The 24,400-nt window shown below is 68.2% G+C and carries 16 protein-coding genes, 1 other RNA gene and 1 riboswitch; of the genes, 14 read left to right on the plus strand and 3 right to left on the minus strand.

Annotated elements, in window-relative coordinates; genetic code table 11:
• Window positions 1–119: 119 nt before the first annotated feature.
• Window positions 120–313: riboswitch (cobalamin riboswitch) on the plus strand.
• A gap of 47 nt (window positions 314–360) precedes the next feature.
• From bluB to ACNQFN_RS06535, 8 genes are all read left to right on the plus strand, one after another.
• The gene (gene bluB, locus ACNQFN_RS06500; protein WP_418648333.1) at window positions 361–1,095 is read left to right on the plus strand and encodes a 5,6-dimethylbenzimidazole synthase; all 735 of its coding nucleotides are present in this window, start codon (window positions 361–363) and stop codon (window positions 1,093–1,095) included.
• Window positions 1,096–1,234: 139 nt separating this feature from the next.
• A complete protein-coding gene (locus ACNQFN_RS06505) occupies window positions 1,235–2,527 on the plus strand; it encodes a nitrate- and nitrite sensing domain-containing protein (RefSeq protein WP_418648334.1) in 1,293 nt (430 codons plus the stop codon).
• Between the two features lie 297 nt (window positions 2,528–2,824).
• Window positions 2,825–4,084 carry a CmpA/NrtA family ABC transporter substrate-binding protein gene (locus ACNQFN_RS06510; protein ID WP_418648335.1) on the plus strand — a complete coding sequence of 420 codons (1,260 nt, stop codon included), beginning with the start codon at window positions 2,825–2,827 and terminating at the stop codon, window positions 4,082–4,084.
• A gap of 16 nt (window positions 4,085–4,100) precedes the next feature.
• Window positions 4,101–5,087 (plus strand): nitrate ABC transporter permease, encoded by a 987-nt coding sequence (gene ntrB, locus ACNQFN_RS06515; protein WP_418648336.1) that lies wholly within the window; start codon window positions 4,101–4,103, stop codon window positions 5,085–5,087.
• Window positions 5,088–5,098: 11 nt separating this feature from the next.
• Window positions 5,099–5,893: an ABC transporter ATP-binding protein gene (locus tag ACNQFN_RS06520; protein ID WP_068636070.1), complete on the plus strand. Its 795-nt coding sequence runs from the start codon at window positions 5,099–5,101 to the stop codon at window positions 5,891–5,893.
• An 85-nt stretch (window positions 5,894–5,978) separates the two neighbouring features.
• Window positions 5,979–8,543, plus strand: coding sequence for a nitrite reductase large subunit NirB (gene nirB / locus ACNQFN_RS06525; protein ID WP_418648337.1), 2,565 nt, complete (start codon window positions 5,979–5,981; stop codon window positions 8,541–8,543).
• Between the two features lie 11 nt (window positions 8,544–8,554).
• On the plus strand, window positions 8,555–8,956 hold the full coding sequence (nirD, locus tag ACNQFN_RS06530; RefSeq protein WP_418648338.1) for a nitrite reductase small subunit NirD: 402 nt from the start codon (window positions 8,555–8,557) through the stop codon (window positions 8,954–8,956).
• A 10-nt stretch (window positions 8,957–8,966) separates the two neighbouring features.
• The gene (locus ACNQFN_RS06535; RefSeq protein ID WP_418648339.1) at window positions 8,967–13,253 is read left to right on the plus strand and encodes a molybdopterin-dependent oxidoreductase; all 4,287 of its coding nucleotides are present in this window, start codon (window positions 8,967–8,969) and stop codon (window positions 13,251–13,253) included.
• A gap of 69 nt (window positions 13,254–13,322) precedes the next feature.
• On the opposite strand, the gene ACNQFN_RS06540 is transcribed toward ACNQFN_RS06535, so the two are convergent.
• On the minus strand, window positions 13,323–16,079 hold the full coding sequence (locus tag ACNQFN_RS06540; protein WP_418648340.1) for an EAL domain-containing protein: 2,757 nt from the start codon (window positions 16,077–16,079) through the stop codon (window positions 13,323–13,325).
• A 164-nt stretch (window positions 16,080–16,243) separates the two neighbouring features.
• Window positions 16,244–17,068 (minus strand): NADPH-dependent oxidoreductase, encoded by an 825-nt coding sequence (locus ACNQFN_RS06545; RefSeq protein ID WP_418648341.1) that lies wholly within the window; start codon window positions 17,066–17,068, stop codon window positions 16,244–16,246.
• Window positions 17,069–17,332: 264 nt separating this feature from the next.
• Here ACNQFN_RS06545 and ACNQFN_RS06550 point away from each other — a divergent pair, with 264 nt between their 5' ends.
• Window positions 17,333–19,021 (plus strand): AMP-binding protein, encoded by a 1,689-nt coding sequence (locus tag ACNQFN_RS06550; protein WP_068636075.1) that lies wholly within the window; start codon window positions 17,333–17,335, stop codon window positions 19,019–19,021.
• A gap of 45 nt (window positions 19,022–19,066) precedes the next feature.
• An RNA gene (ffs, locus tag ACNQFN_RS06555) (signal recognition particle sRNA small type) lies at window positions 19,067–19,165 on the plus strand.
• A gap of 110 nt (window positions 19,166–19,275) precedes the next feature.
• Here the strand turns inward: ffs and ACNQFN_RS06560 are convergent.
• Window positions 19,276–20,193: a ZIP family metal transporter gene (locus ACNQFN_RS06560; protein ID WP_068636076.1), complete on the minus strand. Its 918-nt coding sequence runs from the start codon at window positions 20,191–20,193 to the stop codon at window positions 19,276–19,278.
• 326 nt (window positions 20,194–20,519) lie between these two features.
• Here ACNQFN_RS06560 and dnaX point away from each other — a divergent pair, with 326 nt between their 5' ends.
• The 4 genes from dnaX to petA all read left to right on the plus strand — a co-directional run bounded on the left by dnaX (window position 20,520) and on the right by petA (window position 24,398).
• The gene (gene dnaX / locus ACNQFN_RS06565; protein WP_068636077.1) at window positions 20,520–22,613 is read left to right on the plus strand and encodes a DNA polymerase III subunit gamma/tau; all 2,094 of its coding nucleotides are present in this window, start codon (window positions 20,520–20,522) and stop codon (window positions 22,611–22,613) included.
• Between the two features lie 67 nt (window positions 22,614–22,680).
• Complete coding sequence (locus ACNQFN_RS06570; RefSeq protein ID WP_418648895.1) at window positions 22,681–23,001, plus strand: YbaB/EbfC family nucleoid-associated protein; 321 nt, start codon at window positions 22,681–22,683, stop codon at window positions 22,999–23,001.
• A 13-nt stretch (window positions 23,002–23,014) separates the two neighbouring features.
• Window positions 23,015–23,608, plus strand: coding sequence for a recombination mediator RecR (recR, locus tag ACNQFN_RS06575; protein WP_068636079.1), 594 nt, complete (start codon window positions 23,015–23,017; stop codon window positions 23,606–23,608).
• Window positions 23,609–23,804: 196 nt separating this feature from the next.
• A complete protein-coding gene (petA, locus tag ACNQFN_RS06580) occupies window positions 23,805–24,398 on the plus strand; it encodes a ubiquinol-cytochrome c reductase iron-sulfur subunit (protein WP_068636080.1) in 594 nt (197 codons plus the stop codon).
• The last annotated feature ends 2 nt before the right edge of the window (window positions 24,399–24,400 follow it).

The raw sequence follows: 24,400 nt of genomic DNA on the forward strand, positions 1-24,400 counted from the left end.
ACCCCCGGCGTGTGCCGCCGTCGATGGGTTTCGCCACCTTCCACATCCGGCTCGCCGAGCGGTGGCGGCGTACCTTGCCGGCCGCAGCTTGCCAGCCGCAGCGCGATTCAATACGCTTCACGTCTTTCGAGCTTCGGGGTGCCCGCGCCTGCGCGGGAGAATCGGGAAAGCGGTGCAAATCCGCTGCGTGCCCAGCGCCGTGAAGGGGACTGTCCGGGCAAGGTTTGCCCAGCCACTGGCCTGCAAGGGCCGGGAAGGCGCCCGGACGGGATGATCCTCAGCCGGAAGACCGGCCCCGAAGCGTCCAAGCAGCCGTCTGGTCGGCGGCTGCCCACTGCTTCACGCCAAGGGGACGACTCCGTGAGCAGCCATGCACAAACCATCCAGACCGATTCATCCTTCAGCGTCGCCGAGCGCGCCGCCGTTTACCGCGCGATCCATACCCGGCGCGACGTGCGCGGGCAGTTCCTGCCCGATCCCATTGCCGACGAGGTACTGGCGCGCGTCCTGATCGCCGCCCACCACGCGCCCTCGGTCGGCTTCATGCAGCCCTGGGACTTCGTCATCGTGCGTTCGCGCGAGGTGCGCGAGCGGATCCACCGCGATTTCCTCGCCGCCCATGCCGAAGCCGAACAGATGTTCGAGACCGGCAAGCGGGGCACGTATCGCAAGCTGAAGCTCGAGGGCATCCTGGAAGCGCCGCTCAACCTCTGCATCACCTGCGATCGCAGCCGCAACGGCCCGGTGGTGGTCGGCCGCACCCACATGCCGGAGATGGACATCTACAGCGCGGTCTGCGCGGTGCAGAACCTGTGGCTGGCGGCGCGTGCCGAAGGGCTGGGCGTGGGCTGGGTCAGCATCCTGCACCCGCAGGCGCTGCGCGAGACGCTCGGCATTCCCGACGGGATCGTGCCGATCGCCTACCTCTGCATCGGCCATGTCAGCCATTTCCATGAGCGCCCGGAGCTGGAATCGGCCGGCTGGCTCAAGCGCATGCCGCTGACCGAGCTGCTGCACTTCGATCGCTGGCAGGGCGAGGCGGACGAAGCGGGCGAGCGTTTCGCCGACGCCGTCTCCCGCGCCATGCCGACATAGCCGGGCCACCATTCCGCTTCTTCGGCCTTCGCGCAGCCGCCGCCCGGTATGGCGTGCACAGGCTTGCACGGCAATTGCTTGTCGTTGTCGCCATGGCCATTCCGGCTGCGGCGACGGCAACGAGGATTGCGGAGAGAGGATGAAGACGGCGCTCGCATTTCTGCTCGCAGCGCGCCGCTGCGAAATCGACGATCTCGAACGGCTTGCGCTCAGCTGCGAACTGGTGCAGGCGGTCAGTGAACTCGTCCACCAGCTCCAGCGGGAACGCGGCGCTTCCAACGTCTTTCTCGGCTCGGAAGGCGCCCGTTTCGGCCCCCAGCGCGAAGCGCAACTGCTTGCCAGCCGGGCTGCGGAGGCCGGGGTCCGGAGTTGGCTCAAGCGCCCGGAACTGGGCGGCGAGAAGTCGGGCGGCGCGGTGCATGGCGGTGCGCGCCTGCTGACGCGCATCGCGCTTGCACTGCATGCGCTGGATGGCTTGCCCGGGCTGCGCGGCGACATCGCCGCCCGGCGCTGCCGGCCCGATGCGTCGACCGCGCGCTACGGCGAGATCATCGCGGCCTTGCTCGCGCTGGTGTTCGAGGCCGCCGACGTGGCGGTCGATCCCGGGGTTTCGCGGCTGCTGGTGGCGCTGTTCAACCTGATGCAGGGCAAGGAGTTCGCCGGCCAGGAGCGCGCCCTGGGCGCGGCGCTGTTCGCTGCGGGCCATCCGGCGCCCGAGCGCGTGCAGGCCATCCTGCACCTGATCGATGCGCAGGCGCAGTGCTTTCGGCGCTTCGAAGGTTTCTGCGGCGACGAGGTGCTGCGTCAGTGGCGGGCGCTGCAGTCCGTCATGCCGCTGGCCGAACACGAGCGCCTGCGCCGGATGCTGCTGGCGTCGACGCTGGGTTCGGCGCTCGATCCCGCGCTGGCCGAGGCCTGGTTCGACTGCTGCTCGCAGCGCCTCGACCAGATGCACGAAGCCGAAGTGGCGCTCGCCCGCGGGTTGGGCGAATCCTGTGCGCGGCGGATCGCCTCGGCACGGACCGAGGCGCAGGACCAGGCTGCTTTGCTGGAGGCCTTGTCCACCGCAGCGGAGATCCGGGCGCCGCTCGACATGCTGATCGGTACCGAGATGGCCGGGGAGGGCGCGCCGGCAGAGCCTGCCCAGGGCGATGGGCCCTTCGGTCCGCAACTGCGGCGTTCGATCGTCGATCTGCTCCATGCCCAGTCGCAGCGCCTGCAGGCGATGAGCGACGAACTCGACGCGGCGCGTGCGGCGCTGGACGAGCGCAAGCTGATCGAGCGCGCGAAAGGCCTGCTGATGGCCTGCCGCGGCTTGTCCGAGGACGAGGCCTATCGCCTGCTGCGCCAGACCGCGATGAGCCAGGGGCGGCGCCTGGCCGAGGTCGCCGCGGCGACGCTGGCGCTGGCTCCGGTGCTGGGCAGGCACTAGGCGGGACGGCGCACCAGGGATGTGCAGGCAACTGTCGATGCTGCACTGCAGCAGTGCATCCGGCCTCGCCGCGTCGCCATGCAGCCAGCTGGCAAACCGATGAAATGCAAGGGAAACGAATCGATCCTGAAAACTGGCACGCTTGCTGCATAGGCTAGGGCAAGACTGGGCCAACGGCGGCCCTGCATTCGATCTTCCGACTCGAACACAGGACAACGGCGTCCATTCCCCTTCGCGCTGCGCGAAGCGGGGGATGGGCGCCTTTTCGTTTTTTCCATGCTTTCCAAGGAGCACATCATGAAGACGCTCAAGACCGGAACCACGGTGCTGTCGCGCCGCGGCTTCATCAAGGCGGGGGCCGCGGCCGGCACGGCCGCGCTGCTGCCGGGCCTGTTTCCCGGCGGCGCCTGGGCCGCCGGTTCGGATGCGCCGGAAAAGAAGGAGATCAGGGTCGGCTTCATCCCGCTGACCGACTGTGCCTCGGTAGTGATGGCGGCGGTGAAGAAGTTCGACGAGAAGTACGGCATCAGGGTCGTGCCGAGCAAGGAAGCGAACTGGGCCTCGGTGCGCGACAAGCTGCTGTCGGGCGAGTTGGATGCCGCGCACGTGCTGTACGGCCTCGTCTATGGCGTGCATATGGGCGTCGGCGGGCCGAAGCGGGACATGGCGGTGCTGATGACGCTGAACAACAACGGCCAGGCCATCACGCTCGCATCCCAGTTGAAGGAGAAGGGCGTGGCCGATGGCGCGTCGCTGAAGAAGCTGGTGGCGGCGAACGAACCGGGCAGCTACACCTTCGCCCAGACCTTCCCGACCGGCACCCATGCGATGTGGCTGTACTACTGGCTGGCGGCGCACGACATTCATCCGTTCAAGGACGTCAAGAGCATCGTCGTGCCGCCGCCGCAGATGGTGGCCAACGCCCGCGTCGGCAACATGCACGGCTACTGCGTCGGCGAGCCCTGGAACCAGCGCGCGGTCATCGACGGCATCGGTTTCACCGCGGTCACCACCCAGGACATCTGGACCGACCATCCGGAGAAGGTGCTCGGCACGAGCGCCGCCTGGGTCGACAAGCATCCCAACGCGGCGCGGGCACTGACCGCCGCGGTGCTCGACGCCTCGCGCTGGATCGACGCCTCGGAGGCCAACCGCAAGGAGACGGCCAAGGTCATCGCCGCGCGCTCCTACGTCAATACCGACGTCGACGTCATCGAAGGCCGGGTCCTCGGCCACTACGACAACGGCCTCGGCCGCAAGTGGCAGGACGCCAACGCGATGAAGTTCTTCCGCGACGGCGCCGCGACCTTCCCCTGGCTCTCCGACGGCATGTGGTTCCTGACCCAGCACCGGCGCTGGGGCCTGCTCGACAGGGACGTCGATTACCTGGCGACCGCCCGCGCGATCAATCGCCTCGACATCTACCGCCAGGCGGCGACCGCGGCCGGCGTCGCCCTGCCCGCGGGCGAGATGCGCAGCAGCACGCTGATCGACGGCGTGGTGTGGGACGGCACGGAGCCGGCGAAGTATGCCGGCAGCTTCAAGCTCAAGGCCTGAACCGGAGGACGGAAACATGACTGCAGCAATGATCGCGGCGCGGCCGGGAAACATGACCGGAACCGACGCCACCGAAGCCGATGCCGGCAGGACGGCGGTGCCGATCGACGAGACAGGGAATGAGCTGCCGGCGACGGCGAGCGCAGCCAAGGTGGAAGGCGGTGTGAAAGAAAAGGCGGGAAAAAGCGTCAGCCCGCCAACCGAACCGCTGGCCGGCCGGATCGGCGAGTGGGCCAGGGCCGCACTGCGCACGGTGCTGCCGCCGCTGGCCGGGCTGGCGCTGCTGATCGGCATCTGGCATCTCGCCACCTTCGGCGGTGGCGGCATTCCCGGCCCGGGCCAGACCTGGGATGCGGCGGTGGCGCTGTTCTCCGATCCTTTCTACATCGACGGGCCGAACGACCAGGGCATCGGCTGGAACGTGCTCGCCTCGCTCGAACGGGTCGGCATCGGCTTCGGCATCGCCGCATTGGTCGGCATTCCGGCGGGCTTCCTGCTTGGCCGCTTCGCGCTGCTGTCGCAGATGCTGAACCCGATCATCAGCCTGCTGCGGCCGGTGTCGCCGCTGGCCTGGCTGCCGATCGGCCTGCTGGTGTTCCAGCGTGCCGATCCGGCGGCGACCTGGACCATCTTCATCTGCTCGATCTGGCCGATGATCCTCAACACCGCCCAGGGTGTCACCCGCGTGCCGCAGGACTATCTCAACGTCGCCCGCGTGCTGAACCTGTCGGAGTGGAAGGTCTTCACCAGGATCCTGTTCCCGGCGGTGCTGCCCTACATGCTGACCGGCATCCGCCTGTCGATCGGCACAGCCTGGCTGGTCATCGTCGCCGCGGAGATGCTCACCGGTGGCGTCGGCATCGGCTTCTGGGTGTGGGACGAATGGAACAACCTCAAGGTCGAGCACATCATCATCGCGATCTTCGTCATCGGCATCGTCGGCCTGATCCTCGAGCAGATGCTGATGCTGGTCGCCCGCCGTTTCAGTTACGAGAACCGTTGAGGAGACCCATCATGACGAAGAAGATCGTCCAGATCGAGAATGTCGGCCAGAGTTTCGACACCAAGAAGGGCAGGTTCGTCGCCCTGCGCGACATCGATCTCGACATCCACGAAGGCGAGAGCATCGCGCTGATCGGCCATTCCGGCTGCGGCAAGTCGACGCTGCTGAACCTGATCGCCGGGCTGACCCGGCCGAGCAGCGGCGTGATGCTGTGCGGCGGGCGCGAGATCGCCGGCCCGGGGCCGGAACGCGCGGTGGTGTTCCAGAACCACTCGCTGCTGCCCTGGCTGACCTGCTTCGACAACGTCTATCTCGCCGTCGAGCGCGTGTTCGCGGCCAAGGAGGGCAAGGCCAGCCTGAAGCGGCGCACCCACGAGGCGCTCGAACTGGTCGGCCTGGCCCATGCCGAGACCAAGTTCCCGCACGAGATCTCGGGTGGCATGAAGCAGCGCGTCGGCATCGCCCGGGCGTTGTCGATGCAGCCGCGCATCCTGCTGATGGACGAGCCTTTCGGCGCCCTCGACGCGCTGACCCGGGCCAACCTGCAGGACGAGCTGATGAAGATCCTCGCCGCGACCAAGGCGACGATGGTGATGGTCACCCACGACGTCGACGAGGCGGTGCTGCTGTCGGATCGCGTGGTGATGCTGACCAACGGCCCGGCGGCAACCATCGGCGAGATCCTCGAGGTCGGCATCGAGCGGCCGCGCGACCGGCTGGCCCTGGCGCATGACGCCCATTTCGGCGAATGCCGCGCGGCGATCATGGAATTCCTCTACCACAAGCAGTTGAAGCGCGCCGCCTAGGCGCCGCAGACAGCCACGGCTTGCACGGCTGCCGCGACGCGGCAGGCTGCTGCATCGCCGTGCCCATGGCCTGAAGGAGAACCTCATGCATCAGCAAAGACTCGTGGTGGTCGGCAACGGCATGGTCGGCCACCGCTTCGTGCAGGAACTGCTCGCACTGCACCCCGACCTGCCGGCCGCCGGCCTGGCCGTCACCGTGCTCGGCGAGGAGCCGCGCCCGGCCTACGACCGCGTGCATCTGTCCAGCTTCTTTTCCGGCACCCGCGCCGAGGAACTGTCGCTGGTCGAGCCCGGCTTCTATGAGCGGCCGGGACTGACGCTACGCCTGGACGCGCGCGTCGCCAGCATCGAACGGCGTAACAACACCTTGCAACTGGCCGACGGCGAAGTGCTGGCCTACGACAAGCTGGTGCTGGCCACCGGTTCCTACCCCTTCGTGCCGCCGGTGCCGGGCCGCGACCGCGACGCCTGCCACGTCTATCGCACCATCGAGGACCTGGAAGCGATGCAGGCCAGCGGTGCCCGTTCCAGCAGCGGCGTGGTAGTCGGCGGCGGCCTGCTCGGGCTGGAATGCGCCAAGGCGCTGCGCGACATGGGACTGCGCACGCACGTGGTCGAATTCGCCCCACGGCTGATGGTGGTGCAGGTCGACGACGGCGGCGGGCGCGTCCTGCGCAGCCGGATCGAGGATCTGGGCGTGCAGGTGCATACCGAGCGCAACACGGTGGAGATCATCGACGGTCGCCAGGCGCGCCACCGCATGGTGTTCGCCGACGGCAGCTGGCTGGAGACCGACATGATCGTGTTCTCCGCCGGCATCCGTGCCCGTGACGAACTGGCGCGTCAGTGCCTGCTCGCGGTCGGTCCGCGCGGCGGCGTGGTGATCGACGACCACTGCCGCAGCAGCGATCCGGACATCTACGCGATCGGCGAGTGCGCGTCGTGGAACGAGCAGGTCTTTGGCCTGGTCGCGCCCGGCTACGACATGGCGCGGGTGGCGGCCCGGCACCTCGGCGGCGTGGCCGATGCCGTCTTCGCCGGCGCCGACATGAGTACCAAGCTCAAGCTCATGGGCGTGGATGTCGCCAGCATCGGCGATGCCCAGGGCAGGACGCGGGGCGCGCTGTCCTGCGTGTTCACCGACGAGCTCAAGCAGATCTACAAGAAGCTGGTGGTCAGCGCCGACCGCAAGCGGCTGCTGGGCGCGGTACTGGTGGGCGACGCGGCCGAATACGGCACGCTGCTGCAGATGATGCTCAACGGCATTGCCCTGCCCGAAGCGCCCGAGCAGATGATCCTGCCCGCCGCCGACGGCACGGCCAAAGCCGGCCTTGGCGTGGATGCGCTGCCCGAGGGTGCGGTGCTGTGCTCGTGCAACGGCGTCACCAAGGGCCAGCTGTGCGCGGCGGTGGCCGACGGCGCGCACAGCATCGGTGAACTGAAGTCCGCGACCCGCGCCGGCACCTCCTGCGGCGGCTGCGTGCCGCTGGTGACCCAGGTGCTCAACGCCGAGCTGAAGCGCCAGGGCGTGGAAGTCAGCAAGCACCTGTGCGAGCACTTCGCCTGGTCGCGCCAGGAGCTGTACCACCTGGTGCGCGTGGGCGGGATCCGTAGTTTCGCCGAACTGCTGCAGCGCCACGGCAAGGGCCGCGGCTGCGACATCTGCAAGCCGGTCGCGGCCAGCATCCTGGCAAGCTGCTGGAACGACTTCATCCTGAACCGGGACCAGGCACGGCTGCAGGATTCGAACGACTACTTCCTCGGCAACATCCAGAAGGACGGCAGCTACTCCGTGGTGCCGCGCGTGGCCGCCGGCGAGATCACGCCGGAGCAGTTGATCGCGATCGGCCGCATCGCCAGCAAGTACGGGCTGTACACCAAGATCACCGGCGGCCAGCGCATCGACATGTTCGGCGCGCAGGTGCACGAGCTGCCGCTGATCTGGCGCGAACTGGTCGATGCCGGCTTCGAGAGCGGCCATGCCTACGGCAAGTCGCTGCGCACGGTGAAGAGCTGTGTCGGCTCGACCTGGTGCCGCTACGGCGTGCAGGATTCGGTGGGCATGGCGATCCGGCTCGAGAACCGCTACAAGGGCTTGCGCGCGCCGCACAAGATCAAGTTCGGCGTCTCCGGCTGCACCCGCGAATGCGCCGAGGCGCAGGGCAAGGACGTCGGCGTGATCGCCACCGAGCGCGGCTGGAACCTCTACGTCTGCGGCAACGGCGGCATGAAGCCGCGCCACGCCGAGCTGATCGCCAGCGACCTCGACGAGGCCACGCTGGTGCGCATGATCGACCGCTTCCTGATGTTCTACATCCGCACTGCCGACCGCCTGCAGCGCACCAGCACCTGGCGCGACAACCTCGAAGGCGGGCTGGACTACCTCAAGGCGGTGATCCTCGAGGACAGCCTCGGGCTGGCTGCCGAACTGGAAGCCGAAATGGCCCAGGTGGTCGGCAGCTACGCCTGCGAATGGAAGAAGGCCATCGAGGACCCGGCGGTGCTGCGGCGCATGCGCACTTTCGTCAACAGCGACGCGGCCGACGACAACATCGTCTTCGTGCGCGAACGCGGCCAGATCCGTCCGGCCACCGAGGCCGAGAAGCGCGAGCGCTTCAAGGGCATTCCGGTCGTCGCCGAAACCGTCTGAAGGAGCCTGCCATGACCGTCATGACCGCCCCCGCCGCCGCCGTGGCGGCACACGTTCCCGCGGCAGCGCCTGCCGTTGCCGCCACCGCCGGACCGGTGTGGCAGCCGGTCTGCGCGCTGGACGACATCTGGCCCGACACCGGCGTGTGCGCGCTGCTGGGCGGCCGCCAGATCGCCATCTTCCGCCTCGCCGACGACAGCCTCTACGCCATCGACAACCACGACCCCAACAGCGGTGCCAACGTGCTGTGGCGCGGCATCGTCGGAGACCTCGGCGGCGAGCCGGTGGTGGCTTCGCCGATCTACAAGCAGCACTACCGGCTGCGCGACGGCGGCTGCATCGAGAATCCGGACACGCCGCTCGCCACCTGGGCCGTCGAACTGCGCGGCGGCACGGTATGGGTCGAAGCCTGAGGTTGCTGCGATGACGACGGCGGCCAGCGTGGTGAAATCCGTCTGCCCCTACTGCGGCGTCGGCTGCGGCCTGCGCATGGAGGTGGCGGACGGCAAGGTGGTGAAGGTCAGCGGCGACAAGTCGCACCCGAGCAACTTCGGCCGCCTGTGCACCAAGGGCAGCACCTGCGCCCAGCCGATCGGCGATCCGGGGCGGCTGACCCACGCCTACCTGCGCAGCCGGCGCGAGCAGGACCCGGTGCCGGCCGCGATCGACCAGGCCATCGCCGAAACCGCCGGCCGCCTGCGCCGCATCCTGGAGCGCGACGGGCCGGACGCCATCGCGCTCTACGTCTCCGGCCAGATGTCGCTGGAAGCGCAGTACCTCGCCAACAAGCTCGCCAAGGGCTGGATCGGCACCCGCAACATCGAGTCGAACTCGCGCCTGTGCATGGCCGGCGCCGGCAGCGGCTACAAGCTCTCGCTGGGTTCGGACGGTCCGCCCGGCTCCTACCAGGACTTCGACCGCGCCGAGCTGTTCTTCGTCATCGGCGCCAACATGGCCGACTGCCATCCGATCCTGTTCCTGCGCATGATGGACAGGGTCAAGGCCGGTGCGCGGCTGATCGTCGTCGATCCGCGGCGCAGTACCACGGCGGAGAAGGCCGACCTGTTCCTGCAGATCCGGCCGGGCACCGACCTGGCCCTGCTCAACGGCCTGCTGCACCTGCTGGTTGGCAACGGCCGCATCGACGAAGCCTTCATCGCCGAATTCACCGAGGGCTGGGAGGCGATGCCCGGCTTCCTCGCAGACTATCCGCCGGCGACCGTCGCCCGCATCACTGGGCTTGCCGAGGACGACATCCGCAAGGCCGCCGACTGGATCGGTCAGACGCCCGAGTGGATGAGCTGCTGGACCATGGGCCTGAACCAGAGCACGCGCGGCACCTGGCACACCAATGCCCTCTGCAACCTGCACCTGGCCACCGGCGCGATCTGCCGCCCGGGCAGCGGACCGTTCTCGCTGACCGGCCAGCCCAATGCGATGGGCGGGCGCGAGATGGGCTACATGGGGCCGGGCCTGCCGGGCCAGCGCTCGGCGCTGTCGGCGCCCGACCGCGCTTTCGTCGAGCAGGCGTGGGGTTTGCCGGCCGGCGCGCTGCGCGCGGAAGCGGGCGGCGGCACGGTGGCGATGTTCGAGGACATGGCTGTCGGCCGGATCAAGGCTTGCTGGATCATCTGCACCAACCCGGTGGCCACCGTGCCCGACCGCGGCAAGGTGATCGCCGGCCTGCAGGCGGCCGAACTGGTGATCACCCAGGACGCCTTCCTCGACACCGAGACCAACCGCTACGCCGACATCCTGCTGCCGGGCGCGCTGTGGGCCGAAGCCGACGGCGTGATGATCAACTCCGAACGCAACATGACGCTGGCGCAGCAGGCCGTGGCGCCGCCAGGCGAAGCCCTGCCGGACTGGCAGATCATCGCCCGCGTGGCCTGTGCGATGGGCTACGGCGACGGCTTCGACTACGCCTCGGCAGCCGAAGTGTTCGAGGAGATCAAAGGCTTCTGGAACCCCAAGACGGGCTACGACATCCGCGGCGCCAGCCACGAGCGCCTGCGCCGGGGCCCGCTGCAATGGCCTTGCCCGCCGGACGGCGAACGGGACCGCCAGCCGCTGCGCTACCTCAACGACGGTGTGAGCCAGGCGCTGAGGCAGGCGCCGGATGGCCGGCGGCCGCGGCTGGCCTTCGCCACCGACAGCGGCAGGGGCGTCTTCTTCGCCCGGCCGTGGCTGCCACCTGCCGAACTCCCGGACGAGGATTTTCCCTTCGTGCTCAATACTGGCCGCCTGCAGCACCAGTGGCACACGCTGACCAAGACCGGCAGGATCGCCACGCTGAACAAGCTCAATCCCGGCCCCTTCATCGAGCTTCATCCCGAAGACGCGAAGCGGCTCGGCATCGCGGCCGGAGACCGGGTGGAAGTGCGTTCGCGCCGCGGGCGCGCGGTGCTGCCGGCCAGCATCTCCGACCGGGTGCGTGCGGGCAACTGCTTCGCTCCCTTCCACTGGAACGACGTGTTCGGAGAGAACCTGGCGATCAACGCGGTCACCAGCGATGCGGTGGATGAGGCATCGCTGCAGCCCGAATTGAAGTTCTGCGCCGTCACGTTGATGCGAGTGATGGGGGAAGCGGTGGCTGCGCCGGAAGCAGGCGCTGCCGGCAGCCGGCGCGAGGCCCGGGCCATGCCGCATGCGGCGGCAACTGCAACTGTGCTTGCAGGCATGGACGCGCAGGGCCAAGACATCGAGGAACTGGACATGCAGCACATCGACGCCCTGGCCGGCTTGCTCGGTCTCGACGACACGCCGCCGCTCACGCTGGACGCCCATGAGCGCCTGTATCTGCAAGGCTATCTCGCTGCGCTGCGCACCGAGGCTGCGCGCAGCGGCGGCGGTGTGCCGGTACTGCCGCCCAGCGCTCCTCTTGAGACGTCGAAACGCCTGTTTCTCGACGGCATGCTGGCTGGGCTCTTCGCCCGCAGCCGGATCGGCGAAGCCTTGCCGGCGGCCGCGGGCAGCGGTGCCGGCGATATTGCTGCACGCCAGCCGGTGCTGGTCCTGTGGGCATCGCAGACCGGCAATGCCGAGGCCTGGGCAGCGCGCTGCGCCGGGCGTCTGGAGCAGGCAGGCCACGCCGTCACCGTGCTGGGCATGGACGCTGCCAGCCCGGACCGGTTGGCTGCGGCGCCGCGTGTGCTGCTGCTGGCCAGCACCTTCGGCGACGGCGATCCGCCCGACAACGGCAGCAGCTTGTGGGAGAAGCTGCAGACCGATGCCGTACCCCGGCTCGATGGCACCGCCTTCGCCGTGCTCGCATTCGGCGACTCTAGCTACGACCAGTTCTGCGGCTTCGGCCGCAAGCTCGATGCCCGCCTGGAGGCGCTCGGCGCGCGCCGGCTGCTGCCGCGCGTCGACTGCGAGCCGGACGACGAGGACAAGGCAAGGGCATGGCTGGAAGCTGTCGTCGAGGCCTGGGCCGAGGCGGCTGAGCCGGTAGCCGAACCTGCCGCTGCATTCGCCGGAGCGGCGGATGCCGGCGAGTCGGCGTCCTTGCCGGCTGTGCCCCAGCCGGCAGCCGTGCCTGCCCCGCAGACCGATCGCATCGCGTCAGATCGTGCCGCACCCGGCCTGTCGCGGCCCGGCCGGGCCTCACCGCAGCCCGTCCGCCTGAAGCTCGACCGCCTGCTCAGCGGCGCCGGTGCGGGCAAGGAGGTGCGGCAGTTCGTGTTCGATCTGTCCGGCACCGGCCTGGCTTACGAGGCCGGGGACGCGCTGGGTGTGTGGCCGGGCAACTGCCCGGAATTGGTGGCGGAACTGCTGGCTGTGCTGAATCTGCCCGCGTCGGCCCTGGTGAGCGTCGACGGCCACGGCGAAATGACACTGGCCGACGCGCTGGTGCGCCACTTCGACATCACGCGCATCACGCCGGATCTGCTGCGCTTCGTCTGCGAGCGTTCGGCCAGTGCGGAACTCGCCCGCCTGTTCGGCGACGATCGCCGGGAGGCGCTGAAGGAGTGGCTGTGGGGCCGGCAGATCACCGATCTGCTGCTGCAGTTCCCGATCGAGGTCGAGACCGGCGAATGGCTGTCGCTGCTGAAGCGGCTGCAGCCGCGGCTGTATTCGATTTCGTCCAGCCCCAAGGCCTGCCCCGACGAGGTGCATCTGACGGTCTCGACCGTGCGCTACGCCTGCGAGGGCCGGCCGCGCGGCGGCGTGTGCTCGACCTTCCTCGCCGACCGTGCGCAGCACGCCGAGGTGCCGGTCTTCGTGCAGCGCTCGGCCCATTTCCGCCCGCCGCAGGATCCCGCCGCGCCGATGATCATGGTCGGTCCCGGCACCGGCATCGCGCCCTTCCGCGCCTTTCTGCAGGAGCGCCGCGCCACCGGTGCAGGCGGGCGCAACTGGCTGTTGTTCGGCGAGCGGCATGCGGCCACCGGTTTCTACTACCGCGACGAACTGGAAGGCATGCTGCGCGACGGCAGCCTGCATCGGCTCGATACCGCTTTCTCGCGCGACCAGGCGGAAAAGGTCTACGTCCAGCAGCGCATGATCGAACACGGAGCCCGGCTGTGGGCATGGCTGCAGGAGGGCGCCCATTTCTACGTCTGCGGCGATGCGGCACGCATGGCGCGCGACGTCGATGCGGCGCTGAAACAGGTGGTGGCCATCCACGGCGGCATGAGCGCCGAGCGCGCCGCCGAATGGGTGGCGGCGCTGGGCCGCGACCGGCGCTACCTGCGCGATGTGTATTGAGCGCCACCGGCGCGGACCGCGCGATCCATCATGCCGCCCGCTGCGCCCGAGCCGCGGTGCAGGCCGTGCTCACACCATCGCCAGGAAATCCTGCCACTCCTCGATCGGCAGGGGCTTGCCGAACAGGTAGCCCTGGAAGAGTTCGCAGCCGCGCAGGCGCAGGAACTCGCGCTGGATCGGCGTCTCGACGCCTTCGGCAACCACTTCCAGGCTCAGGGCGTGGCTCATCGACAGGATGGCGATCACGATGGCCTCGCTGCCTTCGTCCTCTGCCATGTCGTGGATGAAGGAGCGGTCGATCTTCAACTGGGCGAAGGGCAGGCGCTTGAGGTAGGACAGCGAGGAATAGCCGGTGCCGAAGTCGTCCAGCGCGAACTGGATGCCGAGTTTGCGCAGCTGGTTCATGCGGGTGACGCTTTGGTCGAGATCGTCGAGAATCGCGCTCTCGGTCAATTCGAGCTTCAGCCGGGACGGATCGGCGCCCGCGCGCTCGATCGCGCTGCGCACGAGGCTGACGAAATCTGCCTGGCGGAACTGCCGTGCGCTGACGTTGACCGCGATCGACAGGTGGCGGGTCGCCGCCGACTGCTGCCATCGTGCGAGCTGCGCGCAGGCGGTGTCGAGCACCCACTGTCCGATCTGCACGATCAGCCCGGTGTCCTCGGCGAGCGGAATGAATTCGGCTGGCGAGATGGTCGTTCCGTCCGGGCCGGACCAGCGGATCAGGGCTTCGGCGCCGGCGGGCCGGCCCTGGCGATCGACCTGGGGCTGGTAGAGCAGGTGGAAACCGCCGTTGTCGAGCGCCGCGCGCAAGCCGATCTCCATGCGCGTGTGCGCATCGACCACGGCCTGCATCGCCGGGTTGAAGAAGCGGATGGCGTTGCGGCCGTCCTCCTTTGCCGAGTAGAGCGCGACTTCGGCCTGCTTCAGCAGTGTTTCGGGTGAGGAGGCGTGGCCGCGGAAGAGGCTGATGCCGACGCTCAGTGTCGCGTAGTAGGGGCCTTTCTGCGCGCCGCCCAACTGGTAGGGGATGTCCAGTTCCTTGTGCAGCTTCTTGGCGATCAGCTCGGCACGGGCAATGGCGTCGGCCTCGCCGGCGCCGATGTTCTCGATGATGATGGCGAAGTCGTCGTCGCCGTGGCGGGCGACGGTGTCGTCCTCGCGCACGGCTGCCTGCAGCCGCTCGCTGAGCACCTTCAGCAACTGGTCGCCGCTGCTGTGGCCGAGGGAGTCGTTGAGCTTGCGGAAGCGGTCGATGTCCAGCAACAGCAGCATGCCCCAGACTTCGTTGCGGCTGCTGACGCGGATCGCCTGCTCGAGGCGGTCGCGCAGCAGGGCGCGGTTGGGCAGCCCGGTCAGCGCGTCGTAGTAGGCGAGGCGATGCAGCAGGGCTTCGGACTGCTTGCGCTGGGTGATGTCTTCCTTGACGGCGACGTAGTGCGTGATCGTGCCGTCGGCCTGCTTGATCGGCGCGATCGTGGCCAACTCGAGATAGCCTGAGCCGTCCTTGCGGGAGTTGTGGAATTCGCCGCGCCAGACTTCGCCGCGGGTCAGCGTGTCCCACAGATCCATGTAGGTTTCTTTCGGTGTTCTGCCGGTGTTCAGGATGCGCGGATTCCGGCCGATGATTTCCTCGCGGCTGTAGCCGGTGATGCGCAGGAAGGCGTCGTTGACGTATTCGATGCAGGCGTTGGTGTCGGTGATGACGACGCACTCCGGGCTTTGTTCGATCGCCATCGACAGCCGGCGCAGTTCGGCGTCGCGCCGCTGGATTTCCGCGGCCATGTGGTCGATGCCGGCGCTGACCTCGTCCAGCTCCTCGACTTTCGCACCGTGGCCGGCACGGGTGTCCAGCTCGCCGGCGGCAATCCGTGCCACCGCGTTGCGGATGCGCGAGGTCCATACCTCGATCGACTGATAGATGTACAGGCGGGCCACCAGTGCCGACAGCAGGGCCACGGCGGCGAAGATCGCCAGGTGGATCTGGAAGCGCCGGTCGACTGCGCTGAGCGAGCGTTCGAGCGGGGAGCCGATCGCGATGAGATCGTTTGCCGAGGTGAAACCCGGGGAGGTGACGCCGTACAGCCGCCGTTTGCCGTCGGGGCCGGCCAGTTCGGCGATGCCGCCTGCCGCCGTCAGCGTGTGGCGCAGTTGAGCCAGTTCATCCGGAGCGAGGACGTGGTTCTGCCACTGCTCGGGATTGGGGTAGTGCGCCAGGACATGGCCGCGCTGGTCGACCAGGCTGGCCTCCCAGCCCGGCGGAAGCTTGAAATCTTCGATCAGGCTGTTGAGCCAGTCCAGTGACAGCGTTGCGAATACGAGGCCATTCGTCTTGCCTTCGGGGCTACTCAGCGGATAGCCGAACGTCAGTACGGGTTTGTTCGATATGCGGCCGATGTAGGACTCGCCGTGGGAGATGCCGTTTCCGTCGAGGGTGGCCTGGAACCAGGCGCGGTCGGCGATGTTGGCGGTTTTGCGTCCGGGCAGCGCGCTGCAGAAAATCTCGCCGTCCGAGCGGGCCGCGCCGATATTCATGACGTCCTCCATCGACGCGAGCACGCGCCGGGCGATGTCTTCGCAGGCGGTGCTGTCGTTCGAGCGCAAGTCGTTCGAACGGGCCATCAACCGCAGTGCGAGGCCCACGTTCTGGTGGGCTTTGTCCGCCTCCCTGCGGGCGGCGGACAGATACTGACGGATTTCCTCGTGCGCGCGCTCGATGGTTAGCGTGCGCTGCTGGCGGTAGTCCGCCAGTGCGAACATCAGCACTGGTGCCAGGGCGAGGCCGATCGTCAGCCACAGCCGCAGGCGCAGCGAATTGCGGATCATCTTGCCTCTTGGGAAACGTTGGTCGGCAGGCCGGGGGCTGGCCCGTCGCGGATGTGCGCAATATGCCCCAAAATGGGTAATCCTGTCTTGCCGGGACTACCCTGGGCTGTCGAGTGCATCACGGTCTGCGGCCACTCGCTGTGCCTGCCTCCCGCCTCGTATCCCTACTTGAGCTGGAAGCCGCGTGCACGCAGCGCCTCGACCAGGCGGTCGCGGCCGGACAGGGTCTGCGGGCCGGCGATGCGCTTGGCCGAATGCACGGCCCAGGTGCCGCGCACGTTCATGCGCTGCTCGTCGTAGAAGCGGGCCATCGCGGCGTTGTAGGCTTCGATGCCGCTCTCCTGCGCTGCCAGCGAGTATTTTTCGTGGTGCAGTACGACCGATTGCGGCGGCCGCGGCTTGACTGCCGCGTAATGTGCGGGGTCGGGGTGGCCGACACACATGCCGAACACCGCGACCACGCGCTGGGGCAGCGCCAGCAGCTCCGCGACCTTCTCTGGCTGGTTGCGCATGCCGCCGATATAGACCATGCCCAGCCCCAGCGACTCGGCCGCGGCGGCGGCATTCTGTGCCGCGAGCGCGGCATCGATGACGCCGACGAGGAACATCTCGGTGTAGTCGAGCGCTTCAGCCGGGCGCCCGGTGGTTTCGGCGACATGGGCCAGGCGGGCGAGGTCGGCGAGCCAGACCAGCTGCAGTGGCGCGTCCCTGACGTGGGCCTGGCCGCCGGCGCATTCGGCGAGGGCAGCGCGCGTGGCCGGGTCGCGCACGGCGATGACGCTCCAGGCCTGCAGGTTGGACGAGCTGGCCGCCGACTGCGCGGCAGCAATGATGGCTGCCAGCATGTCGTCGCTGACGGGATCGGGCAGGTAGCCGCGCACCGAGCGGTGGTCGAGAAGCTGTTCGATCAGCGGGGTGCAGGCGATCTCGAGGGGGCCGCCCGCGTCGTTGCCATAGCGGGCGTGAAGGCGTTGCTGGACGAGGGACATCTTTACTCCGGTCGTTGTCGCAAGGCCGCAAGTATGGCGCTGCGGTTGCGCTTCGGCGAGCCGTTCGGCAAGTCCTTCGGCAGGCATCTTCGAAAGTGCGGGGCAGGGATGCCGGCCGCCGTACTCCCCGCCCTGGTGCCGGCGAGTGCTATCGTTTGATTTCAGGCGTTTATTACGTTAACGTCAACGTAATAAACGATAAGAGCAGGCATGCAGCAACATGCCTGTCGACAGCTTTCGACGACAACCAGGAGGAGAGGCACCATGAGTGCTGCTGAATTCATCGCCGCGCGCGATTTCCTGCTGCAACACCGCAGCGACTACGCCACCGCCTACGCCGGCTTCAAGTGGCCGGAACTGACGGAGTTCAATTGGGCGCTGGATCACTTCGACGCCCTCGCGCAGGGCAACGACGATCCGGCGCTGTGGATCGTCGAAGAGGACGGCCGCGAGTCGAAGCTGAGCTTCGCCGAGATGTCGGCGCGTTCGAACCGTGTCGCCAACTGGCTGCGCAGCCAGGGCGTCGAGCGCGGCGACCGCATCCTGATCATGCTCGGCAACGAAGTGCCGCTGTGGGAAACCATGCTGGCGGCGATCAAGCTCGGTGCGGTGGTGATTCCCGCCACCACGCTGCTGACGCCGGACGACCTGGTCGACCGGGTGGAACGCGGCCAGGTCAGGCACGTGGTCATCGGTTCGGCCCATACCGGCAAGTTCGAGAGCCTGCCGGGCGAGTTCACCCGCATCGCCGTGGGCGGCGCGCCGGCCGGCTGGAAGGCCTTCGAGGATGCCGCCGCCGAATCCGACGCCTTCACCCCGGAAGGCGTCACCCGCGCGGACGACCCGCTGCTGCTGTACTTCACTTCGGGCACCACCTCCAAGCCCAAGCTCGTGCTGCACACCCACCAGTCCTACCCGGTCGGCCATCTGTCGACGATGTACTGGATCGGCCTGAAGCCCGGCGACCGCCACATGAACATCTCCTCGCCGGGCTGGGCGAAGCATGCCTGGAGCTGCTTCTTCGCACCCTGGAACGCCGGGGCCTGCGTGTTCCTGTACAACTACGGCCGCTTCGACGCCAGGGCGCTGCTCGACGTGCTGGTGAAATACGAAGTCTCCACGATGTGCGCACCGCCGACCGTGTGGCGCATGCTGATCCAGCAGGATCTCGCCGCGGTGAAGACCCGCCTGCGCGAGCTGATCGGTGCCGGCGAGCCGCTGAACCCCGAAGTCATCGAGCAAGTGAAGAAGGCCTGGGGCATCACCATCCGCGACGGCTACGGCCAGACCGAGACGACCGCGCAGATCGGCAATACGCCCGACCAGCCGCTCAAGCCCGGCTCGATGGGCAGGCCGCTGCCCGGCTACAGGATTGCGCTGCTCGACGCCGACAGCAACCCCGTCGATGAGGGCGAGATTTCGCTGGTGACGGGTGAGCACCGCCCGACCGGGCTGATGGTCGGCTATGCGGGCGACGAGGCCAAGACCGCCGAAGTGATGCGTGACGGCCACTACCGCACCGGCGACGTCGCCAGCATCGATGCCGATGGCTACATCACCTATGTCGGCCGTGCCGACGACGTGTTCAAGGCTTCGGACTACCGGATCAGCCCGTTCGAACTGGAAAGCGTGCTGATCGAGCACCCGGCGGTGGCCGAGGCCGCGGTGGTGCCCAGCCCCGATCCGGTGCGCCTGGCCGTGCCCAAGGCCTTCGTGATCCTGGTCGCCGGGCAGCAGCCGAGCAGGGAACTGGCCAGGGACATCTTCGCCTTCACCCGCGAACGGCTGGCACCGTACAAGCGCATCCGCCGCCTGTCCTTCGCCGACCTGCCCAAGACGATCTCGGGCAAGATCCGCCGTGTCGAGCTGCGCAAGGCCGAAGAGCTCCGCGCCCAGGAGGCGCGTGGCGAACTCGAGTTCTTCGAGGAGGACTTCCCCGAACTGAAAGGCTGAGCCTCGGGCCCCACACGGCCGGCATGCTGCTACAATGCCGGCCGTGGCGGGTCTCCCCGCATTGCAGCGCGGTGAATCTGGTCAGGGCCGGAAGGCAGCAGCCACAGCCGTTTCCTGCAAGTGCCGGGGGTCGGGCTCGCCACCCCGAATCTGGAAAGCCGAGGATGCTCCGTTGCGGAGCGCCTCGGCTTTTTCACTTTCTGAACCGGGAAGCCTGCGAATTTCTCCCTGGCGCCGCCGTGAGGGCCCGGTTTTCAGCCGAGCAGGCCGTCCAGCAGCATCATCGTGACGAAACCGAGGATCAGCCCGCCGGTTGCGAGGGTTTCGCGGCCCCGGCGATGCGATTCCGGAATGATTTCGTGGCTGACGACGAACAGCATCGCCCCTGCTGCCATTGCCAGTCCCCATGGCAGGATCTCCGCGGAAGCGGAAACCGCCATCGAACCGGTGATCGCGGCAATCGGCTCGATCAGGCCGGACGCGGTGGCGACGACGAAGGCGAACATGCGGCTGTAGCCGGCCGTGGCGAGAGCGATGGCGACGATCAGGCCTTCGGGCACGTTCTGCAGCGAGATGCCGGTGGCGACGGCGCTGCCGCTGCCGGCCTGCAGTTCGCCGAGCCCGGATGCCACGCCGATCGCCAGGCCTTCGGGAATGTTGTGCACCGCGATCGCGAACACGAACAGCCACGCCGAGGTGCCGTTGCGCACGTCGCTGGATCCTGCCCGGGCGGGCGTGTGCGAATGGGGCAGCAGGCGGTCCATTGCCAGCAACAGCAGGGCGCCGCTCAGGAATCCGGTTGCCACCAGCATGCCGGCGCCGGATGGCCCCCGACCTTGAGCCTGCGCCGCCTCGAATGCCGGCAGCAGCAACGAGAACAGACTGGCGGCCAGCATCACGCCGGCACCGAAACCGAGCAGCATGGCTTGCATGCCGGCGCCGATCCGGCGCAGCGTCAGCACCGGCAGCGCCCCCAGTGCAGTGGCGCCCGCCGCCATCGCACCGCCGGACAGCGCAGCGGCGAGCGGCAGCTCGAAACCGTCGATGCCGCGCAGCGCCTGGGCCGCCAGGACGGCAAGGCCGGTGAGCGTGATCATCCAGCCGGCGAGCGCACGTGCGACGCCGGAGGGGCTGGCGGGCTGGAGGTGCAGACGGGCGACTTCGGCAACCATGGATGGATTCCTTCTGATCGATGCTTCGGGTGGAAACCGCACGGCCGATCAAGTGCGGCCGGCCGTGCATGGCGCTAGAGCGTCTGCGCGAACTCGGCGCACACCTGGCAGAACAGTTCGAACAAGGCGCCGATGTCGGAGCGGGATGGGTTCATGTCCGGTTCCTCCTGGATTCCTTGGGTTCGATACAAGGATAGGTTCGGGAGATTGATAGCTCAAATTGATAAGAAAAATAACGTCAATTCTTTTTTGCTATCGATCGGCATTTCGGCCGCTCGCGCGATCGGCACCGGACGGGGCCTCCCGCTCTGCTAGAATCGGGCGCCATGAGCTATCAGGTCCTTGCGCGCAAGTGGCGGCCGAAGTCCTTCGGTACGCTGGTCGGTCAGGAGCACGTCGTGCGGGCGCTGACGCATGCGCTCGCCACCGGCAGGCTGCACCATGCCTGGCTGTTCACCGGCACCCGCGGCGTCGGCAAGACCACCATCAGCCGCATCCTGGCCAAGGCGCTGAACTGCGAGACCGGCGTCACCGCCGAGCCCTGCGGCGAATGCGAGGCCTGCCGGGCGATCGACGCCGACCGCTTCCCGGACTACGTCGAGATGGACGCTGCCTCCAACCGCGGCGTCGACGACATGGCGGCGCTGCTGGACAAGGCGGTGTATGCGCCGGTGCAGGGCCGCTACAAGGTCTACATGATCGACGAAGTGCACATGCTGACCGGCCACGCCTTCAACGCCATGCTGAAGACGCTGGAAGAGCCGCCCGAGCACGTCAAGTTCATCCTCGCCACCACCGATCCGCAAAAGATTCCGGTCACGGTGCTGTCGCGCTGCCTGCAGTTCAACCTCAAGCAGATGCCGCCCGGCCACATCGTCGACCACCTCACGCGCATCCTGCAGGCCGAGGCGGTGCCGTTCGAACCGGGCGCGCTGCGCCACCTCGCCAAGGCCGCCAGCGGCTCGATGCGCGATGCGCTGTCGCTGCTGGACCAGTCGATCGCGCATGGCGCCGGCAAGGTCGAGGAGGAGCAGGTCACGCACATGCTCGGCACGGTCGGCGACGACCACCTGTATGCGGTGCTCGATGCGCTGGCGGCCGGCAGCGTGGCCGGCCTGGTGGCGGTGGCGGACGGCATGGAGGCGCGCAGCCTGTCCTTCGATGCGGCGCTGCAGTCGCTGGCGAGCCTGTTCCATCGCATCGCGCTTGCGCAGCATGCGCCGGAAGCCATCACGGACGAAGTGGAACGTGCCCGCATCGTCGCCTACGTTGCCGCTTTCGACGCCGAGTTCCTGCAATTGGCCTACCAGATCGCCATCCACGGCCGCGACGAGCTGCCCTTGGCACCGGACGAATACACCGGCTTCGCGATGACGCTGCTGCGCCTGCATGCCTTCCGCCCGGAGCAGCCGGCCGCGCTCGGCAGCCCTGGCGTGGCGCCTGCCGGCAGCGGCCAGGCCCGGGGCCCGGTGGTGCCGGCTGCCGTCCAGCCGCCGGCGGCATCGCCCCGGGCACCGGCCGGCGAGGCGCCCGAACCGGCGAAGCCGTCGGCGGGGCCGGTTCCGGCAAGCGCGGCCACCGAACCCGGGAAAGCGGGCGGCGCAGCGCCGCTGCGCGTTGCCGAACTCCGCGTTCCGCGTGCGGCGCAGGCTGCTGCCCCGATCGCCCCTTCCGCGCCGCCTGCGGCCGGCTCCCGGCCTGCCGAGCCGCCCCCGCCGTCCGCGGACATGCCCCGGTGTGCGGAGCTCGGTGCCGTGCCCGTGCCCGCGCCGGCGCCGTCGGGCGGCGACCATGACGTGCCGCCGTGGGAAGAACTGCCGCCCGAGGCCTATGCCGGGGACTATCCCGCCTCTGCGCTTGTGCCGCCGGCCGTGCCGGTCGGTGCCGTGGTGGCGGGCGCGCGCGAAGCCGGGCCTGCGTCTGCCGTGGCGGCGGTGCAGCCGGGCGAGCCTGTCGCGACCGCGGAGCCGGAAGTGCCGCTGACCGCCGGGGCCGCAGTGCCGACGGCAACCGGCGGCGACGTGGCCGCCCTGCTGGCGATGGGCGACTGGCGCGGCCTGATCAGGGCGCTCGGCTTGAGCGGCCTGATGCGCGAACTCGCGCAGCATTGCGAATGGCTCGATTTCGACGATGGCGAGCTGCGTCTGCGGCTGTCGAATGCGCATCGCCACCTGTTCGACATGAACCGCGCGGCGGCTGAGCGGCTGCAGGACATGCTCGGCAATGCGGCCGGGCGGGCGCTGCGGGTGCGCATCGAAGTCGGCGACATCGCCGGCGAGACGCCGGCCCAGCGCGACGAGATCGAGCGCCGGGCACGCCATGCCGAGGCGGTCGCGGCGCTCGAGGCCGACCCTTTCGTGCGCGAGCTGATCGAGCGCTTCGATGCGACGCTGGTCGAGAACAGCGTGAAACCCTTGTGAATGGCGGTGGCTTGCCGCCTTCCTTCCCCCAGTTTGAACGATCAATTCCAGTGGAGTAGCCAGCATGATGAAAGGCGGAATCGCCGGGCTGATGAAGCAGGCCCAGCAGATGCAGGAAAACATGAAGAAGATGCAGGAGCAACTCGCTTCGGTCGAAGTCGAGGGCCAGTCCGGCGCCGGCATGGTCAAGGTGCTGATGACCTGCAAGTACGACGTGCGCCGCGTGTCGATCGACGATTCGGTGATGGACGACAAGGAAATGCTGGAAGATCTGGTCGCCGCCGCGCTGAACGATGCGGTGCGCAAGGTTGAAACCACCACCCAGGAAAAGATGTCGGGCTTCACCGCCGGCCTGAACCTGCCGCCGGGCATGAAGCTGCCGTTCTGACGGGAGCGGGTGGATGTCGCCTTCCAGCCTCGACGAGCTGATCGAAGCTCTGCGCTGCCTGCCCGGCGTCGGGCCGAAGTCGGCGCAGCGCATGGCCTACCACCTGCTGCAGCGCGATCAGCGCGGTGCCGCACGGCTGGCCGGTGCGCTCGCCCATGCGCTCGACGTGCTGCGCCACTGCGAGCGCTGCAACACCTTCAGCGAGGAGGCGGTCTGTGCACGCTGCGCCAACCCGCGCCGCGACGCTTCCTTGCTGTGCGTGGTCGAGATGCCGGCCGATCTGGCGATGATCGAGCAGACGCAGTCATACAGCGGGATGTACTACGTGCTGATGGGGCGCCTGTCGCCGCTCGACGGCATCGGGCCGAGGGAGCTGCGGCTCGACAAGCTGATCGCGCGCGCGAGCGACGGCAAGGTCGGGGAGGTCATCCTCGCCACCAACTTCACCAACGAAGGCGAGGCGACTGCCCACACCGTCGCCAGCCTGCTGTCGGCCCGCGGGCTGAAAGTCAGCCGCCTGTCGCGCGGCGTGCCGGTTGGCGGCGAGCTCGAGCATACCGACACCGGCACGATCGCGCAGGCGCTGATCGAGCGGCGCTCGGTCTGAGGCAAGTGGATCGAACGGGTTTTGCGATGCAGCAAAAATGCCGCCGGCGATGGCGCCGCGTCGCATGGATGCCACGCGGAAAGCCTTGTTCCCATTGGCGATCCGGCCTTCGTGCTTTCTCTGCTGCGGCGACTTCGCTATAATCCCGAAGTTATTTGTATCCAGGTCTTTCGTTTTCCTTTCAGGGAAGAGGGTCATGAGCGTTGATCAAAAGATGGACAGCAGCCGCCGCACCCTGCTGCTGGCGACATCCGCCGCGGGCGGTGCCGCCGCTGTGGCAACAGCGGTGCCGTTCGTTGCCAGCCTGACGCCGTCCGAGCGTGCCAAGGCAGCCGGTGCGCCGGTCGAAGTGGATGTGGGCAAGCTCGCTCCGGGCGAGATGATGACGGTGGAGTGGCGTGGCAAGCCGGTGTGGATCCTGCGCCGCACGCCCGAGATGCTGGCGTCGCTCGACAAGACCGACGAGAAGGTCAGCGATCCCGCGTCCGACAAGCCGATGCAGCCGGAGTATGCCAAGAACAAGTACCGCTCGATCAAGCCCGAGTATCTGGTCGCGGTCGGCATCTGTACTCACCTGGGCTGTTCTCCGTCCGAGAAGTTCAAGATGGGTGCCGAGAGTGGCATGGGCGCGGATTGGCCCGGTGGCTTCCTGTGCCCCTGCCACGGTTCGCTTTTCGACTTGGCCGGCCGCGTCTATAGCAGCATGCCGGCGCCGGACAACCTCGAGATTCCGCCGCACCAGTACCTCGCGGATACCACCATTCTTGTTGGCGAAGACGGGAAGGCATAAGC

It is taken from the genome of Thauera butanivorans (assembly GCF_048398245.1).
Taxonomy (GTDB): Bacteria; Pseudomonadota; Gammaproteobacteria; order Burkholderiales; family Rhodocyclaceae; genus Thauera; species Thauera butanivorans.

What these genes read in the sequence shown, in the direction of transcription:
- ACNQFN_RS06505 (WP_418648334.1), top strand. Translation starts at nt 1,235, where the DNA reads ATGAAGACGGCGCTCGCATTTCTGCTCGCAGCGCGCCGCTGCGAAATC.
- ACNQFN_RS06510 (WP_418648335.1), top strand. Translation starts at nt 2,825, where the DNA reads ATGAAGACGCTCAAGACCGGAACCACGGTGCTGTCGCGCCGCGGCTTC.
- ntrB (WP_418648336.1), top strand. Translation starts at nt 4,101, where the DNA reads ATGACTGCAGCAATGATCGCGGCGCGGCCGGGAAACATGACCGGAACC.
- ACNQFN_RS06520 (WP_068636070.1), top strand. Translation starts at nt 5,099, where the DNA reads ATGACGAAGAAGATCGTCCAGATCGAGAATGTCGGCCAGAGTTTCGAC.
- nirB (WP_418648337.1), top strand. Translation starts at nt 5,979, where the DNA reads ATGCATCAGCAAAGACTCGTGGTGGTCGGCAACGGCATGGTCGGCCAC.
- nirD (WP_418648338.1), top strand. Translation starts at nt 8,555, where the DNA reads ATGACCGTCATGACCGCCCCCGCCGCCGCCGTGGCGGCACACGTTCCC.
- ACNQFN_RS06535 (WP_418648339.1), top strand. Translation starts at nt 8,967, where the DNA reads ATGACGACGGCGGCCAGCGTGGTGAAATCCGTCTGCCCCTACTGCGGC.
- ACNQFN_RS06540 (WP_418648340.1), bottom strand. Translation starts at nt 16,079, where the DNA reads ATGATCCGCAATTCGCTGCGCCTGCGGCTGTGGCTGACGATCGGCCTC.
- ACNQFN_RS06545 (WP_418648341.1), bottom strand. Translation starts at nt 17,068, where the DNA reads ATGTCCCTCGTCCAGCAACGCCTTCACGCCCGCTATGGCAACGACGCG.
- ACNQFN_RS06550 (WP_068636075.1), top strand. Translation starts at nt 17,333, where the DNA reads ATGAGTGCTGCTGAATTCATCGCCGCGCGCGATTTCCTGCTGCAACAC.
- ACNQFN_RS06560 (WP_068636076.1), bottom strand. Translation starts at nt 20,193, where the DNA reads ATGGTTGCCGAAGTCGCCCGTCTGCACCTCCAGCCCGCCAGCCCCTCC.
- dnaX (WP_068636077.1), top strand. Translation starts at nt 20,520, where the DNA reads ATGAGCTATCAGGTCCTTGCGCGCAAGTGGCGGCCGAAGTCCTTCGGT.
- ACNQFN_RS06570 (WP_418648895.1), top strand. Translation starts at nt 22,681, where the DNA reads ATGAAAGGCGGAATCGCCGGGCTGATGAAGCAGGCCCAGCAGATGCAG.
- recR (WP_068636079.1), top strand. Translation starts at nt 23,015, where the DNA reads ATGTCGCCTTCCAGCCTCGACGAGCTGATCGAAGCTCTGCGCTGCCTG.
- petA (WP_068636080.1), top strand. Translation starts at nt 23,805, where the DNA reads ATGAGCGTTGATCAAAAGATGGACAGCAGCCGCCGCACCCTGCTGCTG.